General features: G+C 64.9%; 5 protein-coding genes. 4 read left to right on the top strand and 1 reads right to left on the bottom strand.

All coding sequences use genetic code 11. The annotated features are described in order from the left end of the window. The first annotated feature begins 477 nt into the window (after positions 1-477). The 3 genes from FNH08_RS35830 (at position 478) to FNH08_RS35840 (ending at position 6,282) form a co-directional block, all read left to right on the top strand. On the top strand, positions 478-5,115 hold the full coding sequence (locus tag FNH08_RS35830; RefSeq protein ID WP_194238722.1) for a non-ribosomal peptide synthetase: 4,638 nt from the start codon (positions 478-480) through the stop codon (positions 5,113-5,115). Positions 5,116-5,240: 125 nt separating this feature from the next. Further along, entirely contained in the window at positions 5,241-5,474 is a 234-nt protein-coding gene (locus tag FNH08_RS35835) for an MbtH family protein (RefSeq protein WP_152775705.1), read from the top strand. Between the two features lie 34 nt (positions 5,475-5,508). Continuing rightward, positions 5,509-6,282, top strand: coding sequence for a thioesterase II family protein (locus FNH08_RS35840; protein WP_152775706.1), 774 nt, complete (start codon positions 5,509-5,511; stop codon positions 6,280-6,282). A 593-nt stretch (positions 6,283-6,875) separates the two neighbouring features. Here the strand turns inward: FNH08_RS35840 and FNH08_RS51105 are convergent. Then, on the bottom strand, positions 6,876-7,256 hold the full coding sequence (locus FNH08_RS51105) for a hypothetical protein (protein WP_194238723.1): 381 nt from the start codon (positions 7,254-7,256) through the stop codon (positions 6,876-6,878). Positions 7,257-7,856: 600 nt separating this feature from the next. Here FNH08_RS51105 and FNH08_RS35850 point away from each other — a divergent pair. After that, positions 7,857-9,211 (top strand): type I polyketide synthase (locus tag FNH08_RS35850; RefSeq protein WP_194238724.1); only part of this gene is annotated, 1,355 nt, incomplete at its 3' end.

Below are 9,211 nucleotides of genomic sequence, written 5' to 3' on the forward strand. Positions count from 1 at the left end.
GACTACACCGCGACGGACAACCGCCTGTACGACCAGTACATCCCGGTCCGCTTCACCTCTTGAGTTCTGCCCGGAGAACTCTGTTGTGAATTGCTTGGGGTTGCTTTTTCTTTGCTTTGATTTCTTGGTGGCGGCCCCGCAAAAGAAGCAGCACTATAGTGCGCTCCCGCGCTCAAATCAAGAATAATTCACCACAACCTTCCGTCTGACACAACGTGTCCGGTGCTCTGGTCGCGGCGTGGATGAACCGCCGCACCGGCGCTCGGGGCCCCGGTAGGGGGCCGGTCAAGGTCAGACCGAAAGTCACCATGAAAAGCCCCCGGGATGCCCGGATCCAGCGGGTGCACGCAAGACGGTCGAAGTGGCTGCGCGTGAATTCAATGCGATGACAGGTGAAGTGTTGACAGCTGCTCTTGTGTCATGCCCAAGAGATACTAGAGAAAGCGTGCTTCGGCCATGTCCAGGAATGATCTGATCGTGTCCACCAGTCGTTCGGCGCGGCGTGTGCCGCTGTCAGCTGCGCAAACGAGCATCTGGGTCGCCCACCACCTGGATCCGTCCGGCTGCAGACACAATATCGCTGACTATGTCGAGATTGACGGTGATTTCCAGGTATCGATTGCCGAGCGGGCATGGCAGCAGCTGTTCGAGGAGACGGAGCTCCTGCGCACGGGTTTCATCGAAGACGCAAGCGGACGCTGGCAAATAATAGACGATGCCAGCAGTCCGCAGATGACGGTGATCGACTTCACGCGCCATGACATTCCCGAACGAGAGGCTGAGGCATGGATGAATGCGGACCTTGCGACCGCAGTCAGCCTCACCGAGAACCGGCTCTACACATTGGCCCTTCTCAAGGTTGGGCCGAGCCGATATTTTTGGTATTACAGGTGCCATCATATCCTGCTCGACGGGTATAGCGGTGCTCTTCTATGGCTGCGTATCGCCAGTATCTACACGGAACTCTCGGAGGGACGGGATTGTGGCCTCCAGAGCTTCCATGCTCCTGAGGAATTGTTGAGGGACGAGGAGGATTACCGATCGTCTGAAAGCTTTTCCAAGGATCGCGTCTTCTTCAGGGATTACGTCCGCGGGGCTGCGGCGGCTGTCCGCCTGCCAGGGAATCCCTCATCCAGCGATCGTCCCTTCCTGCGCTGCACAACATTTTTGCCTCCCGTCGAGTGCGGACAGATTCACCGGATCGCCGCTTTGGGGGAAACCGGCTGGACGCGGATCATCATCTCGGCGCTCGCCGGATACTTTCATGATCTGACCGGCCAGAAAGACATGATTATCGGCCTGCCGGTGACAGCCCGGCTCGCGGAGCTTGCCAAAGTCACCCCCGGCATGAGGTCGAACATCGTGCCGCTTCGGCTGGTGATTGATGCAGAAGAATCCTTCTTGGATCTCGTCGACACCGTCAGGCGTGAGATTCGCACGGTTGTTCCGCATCAGCAGTACCGTTATGAGGATCTGCGGCGCGATCTTGGGATGACGGGATCTCAGGAGGACATCCTCGGGCCGATGATCAACGTCATGCCTTTCCGGTACGACATCCGCTTCGGCGAGTGCCGGGTGGTTTCAAGGAATCTCAGCAACGGCCCAGTTGAGTACATGTCCGTCGCAGTGAGGGACCGCAGTGGCGATGGGGGCCTACAGGTCGATTGGGATGGTAACCCGGGATTCTTCGGCGAGGAGGATCTCCGCAGCCTGGCCCAAGGTTTCCTTGAGTTTCTGCAGGCCACGCTGGCGCAGGCAGACGGGACGGGCGGTCTTCGCCGCACACCTGTAAGGCCAGGGCGGGAACCCGAGCAGAACATGGGAGGCAGCCGGGATCAGCTCCCTACGGGCTTGGGAAGGGAAGACCCGGATCTGGAGAGAGTGCTCGTAGAGTGGAACGACACTGCTCATCCCATTCCGTCGTTCGAAAGCCTTTCGGAAGCCTTCGAGGCTCAGGTGGAGGCCTCGCCCGAATCGGTGGCCCTTGCCTTCGGCGACAGCAGCCTTACCTACCGTCAGCTCAATTCTCGGGCAAACCAGTTGGCCCATCGACTGGTGCGCATGGGGGCGGGGGTTGAGACGCCGGTTGCGCTCCTGTTCGAGCGCTGTCCCGACCTCGTGGTGGCCATCTTGGCTGTGGTCAAGACGGGGGCAACCTATGTGCCCATCCACTCGAGTTATCCATCGGACCTGATGTCCTGGGTGATGGAGGATACGGGCGCGGCCATCCTCCTCACCCATCATGCGATGGCTGGCAGGCAGTTCGAACACGCCGCGCGCGTCGTCATAGTGGATGCCGATCCGGACTCGAAGGCTGAGCCGACAAGCAACCTGCGGGTGAGGGGGTGTGCGGACCAGCTCGCCTACGTTATGTACACCTCCGGATCGACGGGGCTACCCAAGGGCGTCGCGGTGCGCCACCGGGACGTGCTGCACCTGGCCTTTGACCGCTGCTGGCAGGGCGGCGCTCATGAGCGGGTGCTGATGCACTCGCCGTATGCGTTCGACGCCTCGACGTACGAGCTGTGGATTCCGCTGCTCGGCGGCGGCCTGATCGTCATGGCGCCGCCCGGCGACCTGGAATGCTCGACGCTCAGCCGGCTGATCGAGCAGCAAGGCATCACGGGCCTGCTCGTCACAGCCGGACTCTTCTCACTCATGGTTGCCGAGGATCCCAGTTGCTTTGCGGGCGTCCGCCAACTGTGCACCGGCGGCGACGTGGTGTCACCCATAGTGGTGCGCCGCGTCATGGACGCCTGCCGGGGGACGCAGGTGGTCAACTGCTACGGTCCAACGGAGATCACGCTCAGTGCAACAAGCTACCTGGTCGAATCCGCCACGGATCTGACCGATCAGGTACCGATCGGCAAGCCGCTGGACAACACGAGGGTCTACGTACTGGACGCCTTCCTGCGGCTGGTCCCGGTCGGTGTGGAAGGCGAGCTCTTCATTGCCGGTGCCGGTTTGGCCCGCGGCTATCTGAACCGTCCCGCGCTGACGGCCGAGCGGTTTGTCGCTGACCCCTTCGGGCCACCGGGATCCCGGATGTACCGGACCGGGGATGTCGTCCGGTGGCGCGCGGACGGGAACCTGGAATTCGTCGGACGCACCGACCAGCAGGTGAAGGTCCGCGGCTTCCGTATCGAACCGGGACAGATCGAAGCCGCGCTGGCTGAGCACCCCGTGGTGCGACAGGCCGTCGTGCTGGCGCGACAGGACGGTCCGGGCGAGAAGACCCTCGTCGGCTACATCATGGTCAACGACGGTGTGACCGCCGGCGCCCGCGCGCTTTCCACGGAAGTCCGGGAGTTCCTTCGCAGCCGGGTACCCGACTACATGGTGCCGGCCGCAGTTGTCGTCATGGAGCGGTTCCCTCTGACCTTGAACGGCAAGCTGGACCGTGCGGCTCTGCCCGCACCCGATTTCAACACCACGGTCGGTGTGGATGAATCGCTTACTCCTCGCGAAGAGATCCTCCACGGGCTGGTCGCCGAGGTACTGGAGCTACAGCATCTGGGAATCAACGACGGTTTCTTCGACCTTGGCGGAGACAGTCTCCTGGCCATGGAGCTGGTGGCGCGTGCCGGGCGCGAAGGACTAGTCCTGTCGCTGCGGGACGTCTTCGAGCAGCAGACGGTCAGGCAGATGGCCGCCGCTGCCGGCGCTGGACACCACGACTCCGGAAACCCGGGCGAACGCCTCGACGACGGAACCGGCCCGGTTGCATTGACGCCGATCATGGCATGGCTGCGCGACTCCGGTATTCCTTGCCAGACCTTCCACCAGTCGATCGTGGTTCAGGTTCCGCCGGAGCTGGACGCACGCCTGCTCACGGGCAGCCTCCAGGCTGTCGTGGACCACCACGACATGCTGCGGGCACGGCTGACGCGCGAGGACGACGAACGGTGGAGCCTTGCCACCGCGCCCAAGGGCACGGCTGACGCAGCGACACTTCTGGCATACCGCAGCATCGAGGGGCTCGCACAGGATGAGCGGCGGAGCACCATCGCCCGCCAGGCGACCGAATCGATGCAGGAGTTGGATCCCGAAGCTGGACGAATGCTGCGGGCAACGTGGCTCGATGCTGGCCGGAACCAGCCCGGCCTGCTTCTTCTGGTCGCCCACCACCTAGTGGTCGACGGGGTGTCCTGGCGGATCATCCGGGCCGACCTCGCCAGCGCATACTCGGCCCTTGCAGCCAGAAAGCCCATAGATCTCGCCCCGGTGGGAACATCCTTCCGGTCCTGGGCGCAGCACCTGACCCGGGCCGCCCTGGAACCCGCTCTGGCAGCCGAACTACCGCTCTGGACCTCCATCCTGGCAGCAAAGGACCGGCCGCTGGGCGACCGGCCGCTGGACCCGACCCGCGACACCGCCGCAAACCGGCGGAAAGCGACCCTGACGCTCTCCTCGTCCCTCACGGCTGCATTGCTGACGGCCGCTCCCGCGGCGTTCGACAGCCGTCCGAATGAGGTGATCTTGGCCGCGTTCGCGCTCGCAGTCACCGAGTGGCGTGCCCGGGGCTGCGGATCACCGGCCACCGCCTTCCTCATTGACCTTGAGGGACATGGCCGTCAGGAAAGTATTGCCGGGGCCGAACTCTCCCGGACCGTGGGATGGTTCACCGCCCTCTTCCCGGCGCGGCTGGACACCGGACCGGTGCAATGGAGCAAGATCTCCGGGACCGGCCCCGAAATCGGGAGTGCCGTCCTGCGGATAACGCAGCAGGTGCGCGCGCTCCCCGACGGCGGGGTGGGATACGGACTCCTGCGGTACCTCAACCCGCAGACCGCACCAGTGCTCGCAGAACACCCTTCTCCTGAAATCCTGTTCAACTATCTCGGCCGTGTCACCGCCACGGGCCAGGACTGGACCATCGCCCCGGAAACTCTCATCCTGCCCGACGGCCGCGCCCTCCGGACAGCGGTGTCACACGGCCTGGAAATCAACGCCATCATCTACGACCGGACCGATGGCCCCGAACTGCACGCAACCCTGTCCTGGCCCAGGAACTGGGTCTCCGACCAGCGCGCCCACGAGCTGATCGCCCTATGGCGCGAAGCGCTGACAGCCATCGCCAGCTGCACCACGCAGCGCACAGAGAATCAAGAATAGGCGCGGAATCTCCCTTCGCAGCACACGCCTGGCGCGCAGCCGCCATCTAACCACCCATCTCCCGGGTGCGCGCTGCGGAGGAAGAACTCATTGCCGCGATACCGACACCCCAAGACGGAGAAACCATGGGAAACAGCTTCGAGGACCCGGAAGCGAAATATCTCGCCATCATCAATGGCGAGAGACAGTATTCACTGTGGCCCAAGGGAATTCCTGTTCCTTCCGGGTGGAGCATCGCACATCCCGAGGATAGCCGCAGCTCCAGCCTTGCCTACATCGACAAGCACTGGATCGACATGCGACCGAGGACCATGATCGAAGCTCCGACGAACGCGGGGCCGATTTCAAGGGCTGACTAGTAATCCCCGAAACTGCAGCCGTCCACAGACAGAAATGGAAGAGCAAGCCATCAAAGAGATGGAATCCAAACTCTCAAAAACGCCCTGGTTCCGTCGATTCGGGCAGAGCGTCAATCCGGCAGTGAAGCTGATCTGTTTTCCACACATGGGAGGATCGGCGAGCTCCTTCAGGACCTGGCCCGGCACCCTTCCCCCCGATGTCGAGGTCCTGGCTGTCCGTTACCCCGGCCGCGAAGACCGAAGCACCGAACAGTGGCCACCCAACATGCAGGAAACGGTCAGAAGCCTGACAGATGCCATCCTCGCCTCCGCCGGAGAACCCCGGACTGTCCTATTCGGCCACAGCATGGGGGCCCTGCTCGCCTACGAAGTGGCCCAGGCTCTCGAACAGCACGGCCGGCCACCACACATGCTCATGACGTCCGGCAGGGAAGCGCCTCATCACACGAAGAAGCGCGACCTTGATATCAGCAATGAAGGCGAGGTAATTAAACTCCTCGACCGACTGGGAATGGGCGGCGTGGCACTGGCGGACCCCTATATGCGGAACATGATCCTGAGAGTGATCAAGGCCGACTACGAACTCATGCGCAGCGGGAACCCTTCCCACCTGCCCGTCACCTGCCCCATCAGAGCCTACGTGGGAGACATGGACCCTCTCGTCACCCACACGGATATGCGTGCGTGGTCCGAGTTGTGCCCGCCGGAGAAATTCTCATGGCGGTCATTTTCCGGGGACCACTTCTATCTCCGCCAGCCAGACATGGAAAGACAACTCCTGCACGACATCGCTGAGTGGATCAGATAAGAAGCAGCCGAATCCGGTAATGCGGCCCGCGGCCGCCGGGAAAATTCTTCCCGCGTGCCCGGGCCGCCCGAAACCCACAAGTTCAAGGAAAAGATTCCGCCCGGCAGCGCCATGCCTGATCGTCTCCCCGAAGGACGACGCCGTGCGTTGCCAGGAAGTGCCCGCGGCCGAACCGCGCACGCGAGGTACCCCAGTCGTTTACCGCGACCCGAACTGACAGTGCCTGAGGGATTCCGCTGAGGCCCTGCGAATGATGCAGGCCGACGGCGGCCCAATTCACTTCACGCGATCCGAAACACGCATCCCGTCGTCGACCGAATCGCCGTGGATACGCTGCTCAACAGATTCCTGGATGCGATTCGCTGATTCCTGCCGACCCGCGCCTTGGGCACAGCACCTCCTTCACCGCCACCAGCACAAGACCGCACCGCCGAGGACAACCCGACGAGGAATGGCACCACGTCCTCGACGTCAAGGTTCTCCGGGTGCGCACAACGCGATCTGCCCTCCACGCTGGTCGCCCCTCTGGCCACGCCGGTTCTCGCCCAGCCCGGCCTCACGGTCACCGACATTCTCAAGACGGTGAGTGAGCGTCAGCCACTGGGGCGCCGCCCCATCGTGGTCATCATGCCGGGGGAGAGTTCGGTGAAGTCGGGGTCGCTGAAGGAGGCCAGGGCGTCGGCCAGTACCGAGGAGTCAAGGTCGGAATGAGTGAGTAGCCGATCGTGCAGCTGGCCCCAGGTCAGCCGCCAGAAGCGCGCTGCCGACGAACGGTGGTCGGCGGAGGGCAGGAAGACTTCGGTGCGGACATCGCACAGGCCCTCCTTCCGAAGCAGACTCGGAGTGGTGGGGACCCAGGAGATGTCCGTGCCGATGGTGGAGCGCAGTACGTCCCACATGGCGGACATCACGCGCCGGTAGGGCGTCGGCTCGATCAGGTCGGTGCTCAGGTCGACGAAGTCCGAGAGCACCAACCAGCCTCCGGGGGCCAACCATTCCCGAGCCGTCGGCGACACCGGTGCCGGACCTGCTCCAGCGGGATCTTGCTGCCCAGGAGCCGAACTGAGAGCGGGCGCGCGGCAGGATCACGCCGTAATCGAACAAGTGCCCAAGGAAGTTCTCTGCCTCGAGCACGTCGGCCAGCTCGACACCATCGAGCGGATAACGCGTCGGCAGGATGTTGCGCAGGGACAAGAATGCATCGGTGGCACGGTGCCGCGGATCTCCCAGCCAGCGCGAACCACGCCAGGCCCCCGAACTTCCCCGCTCGGTCGAAGCGCGGCCCACCACGGCTGTGTTACTAGGGATTTTCCCGTCCTGCCCGACCGAGACTTGCGCCGTGCCGCAGCCGAGAGAACCCGCAGAACAAGCCGCCTGACCTGAGTGGACGACCGTGCCCGACCCGGTTCCGGCCCAGGTCATTCAGACGGGGCGGCCGCCCCCCTCCCCCCCTGGGGCGGCCGCCCTCTGCGTGCCAGTGCCCGCGCAGGGCCGGCGCCCGGTCCCTGACCGCACCGGCCCCGATCCGGCCCGACGACATCCCGCATCGGTAACCGCTGTCGAGGTGACTTGAGATGGACAACGAACACAGGCTCAGGGACTACCTGAGGCGGGCCACCGCCGATCTGCGGCACTCGCGGCAGCGCGTCCAGGAACTCGAGGCCGCCGCCCACGAGCCCATCGCCATCATCGGGATGGCATGCCGCTACCCGGGCGGGGTGACCGACCCCGACAGCCTCTGGGATCTCCTCGTCGACGGCAGACACGGCATCGGGCCCTTTCCCGACGACCGGGGCTGGGACCTCGAAGCGGTCTCGGCCGCCGCCTCGGGGGGAGGTTTCCTCCACGACGCCACCGACTTCGACGCCGAGTTCTTCGGTATCTCCGCGCGCGAAGCGGTCGCCATGGACCCCCAGCAGCGGATCGTGCTCGAATCCACCTGGGAGGCCATCGAGTCCGCGCACATCGACCCCACCGCCCTGCGCGGCAGTGAGACCGCGGTGTTCATGGGCGCCATGGCACAGGAGTACCGCGCCGGCGCGGAGGACGGCGCCCGGGGCCTGCACCTGACCGGCAACGCCGGCAGTGTCCTGTCCGGCCGGGTCGCCTACACACTCGGTCTGACCGGCCCGGCCCTGACGGTGGACACCGCCTGCTCCTCCTCTCTCGTCGCCCTCCACCTCGCCGGACACGCCCTGCGTACCGGCGAGTGCTCCCTCGCCCTCGCCGGCGGCGTCACCGTCATGTCCACCCCCTCCACCCACCTCGAGTTCGGTCGGCAGGGCGGCTTGTCAGCCGACGGTCTGTGCCGCTCGTTCGCCGATTCCGCAGACGGCACAGGATGGTCCGAAGGCGTCGGCGTGCTGCTGCTGGAACGCCTCTCCGACGCCCGCCGCAACGGCCACCGCGTCCTGGCCGTGGTCCGCGGCTCCGCCGTCAACCAGGACGGCGCCAGCAACGGACTCACGGCGCCCAACGGCCCCTCCCAGCGACGCGTCATCGAGCAGGCCCTGATCAACGCCCGACTCTCCGCCGACCAGATCGACGCCGTCGAGGCACACGGCACCGCCACCACCCTGGGCGACCCCGTCGAAGCTCAGGCCCTCCTCTCCACCTACGGCCGCGCCCATACGCCCCAGCGCCCGCTGCTCCTCGGCTCGGTGAAGTCCAACCTCAGCCACACGCAGGCCGCCGCGGGCGTCGCTGGCGTCATCAAGATGGTGCAGGCCGTCCGGCACGGCATCGTGCCCCCCACCCTGCACGTCGACGAGCCCAACACCCACGTCGACTGGTCGGACGGCACCGTACGCCTCGTCAGCGGGAACACCCCCTGGCCCGACACCGGACAGCCACGCCGCGCCGCCGTCTCCTCCTTCGGCATCAGCGGCACCAACGCCCACGCCGTCATCGAACAGGCCCCCGCCGACGC

Origin of the sequence: Streptomyces spongiae (assembly GCF_009377185.1) — a bacterium.
In the GTDB taxonomy this organism is placed as follows: Bacteria; Actinomycetota; Actinomycetes; order Streptomycetales; family Streptomycetaceae; genus Streptomyces; species Streptomyces spongiae.

Excerpts from the sequence above, each read along its gene's own strand:
- FNH08_RS35835 (WP_152775705.1), top strand. The coding sequence starts at position 5,241 with ATGGGAAACAGCTTCGAGGACCCGGAAGCGAAATATCTCGCCATCATC.
- FNH08_RS35840 (WP_152775706.1), top strand. The coding sequence starts at position 5,509 with ATGGAAGAGCAAGCCATCAAAGAGATGGAATCCAAACTCTCAAAAACG.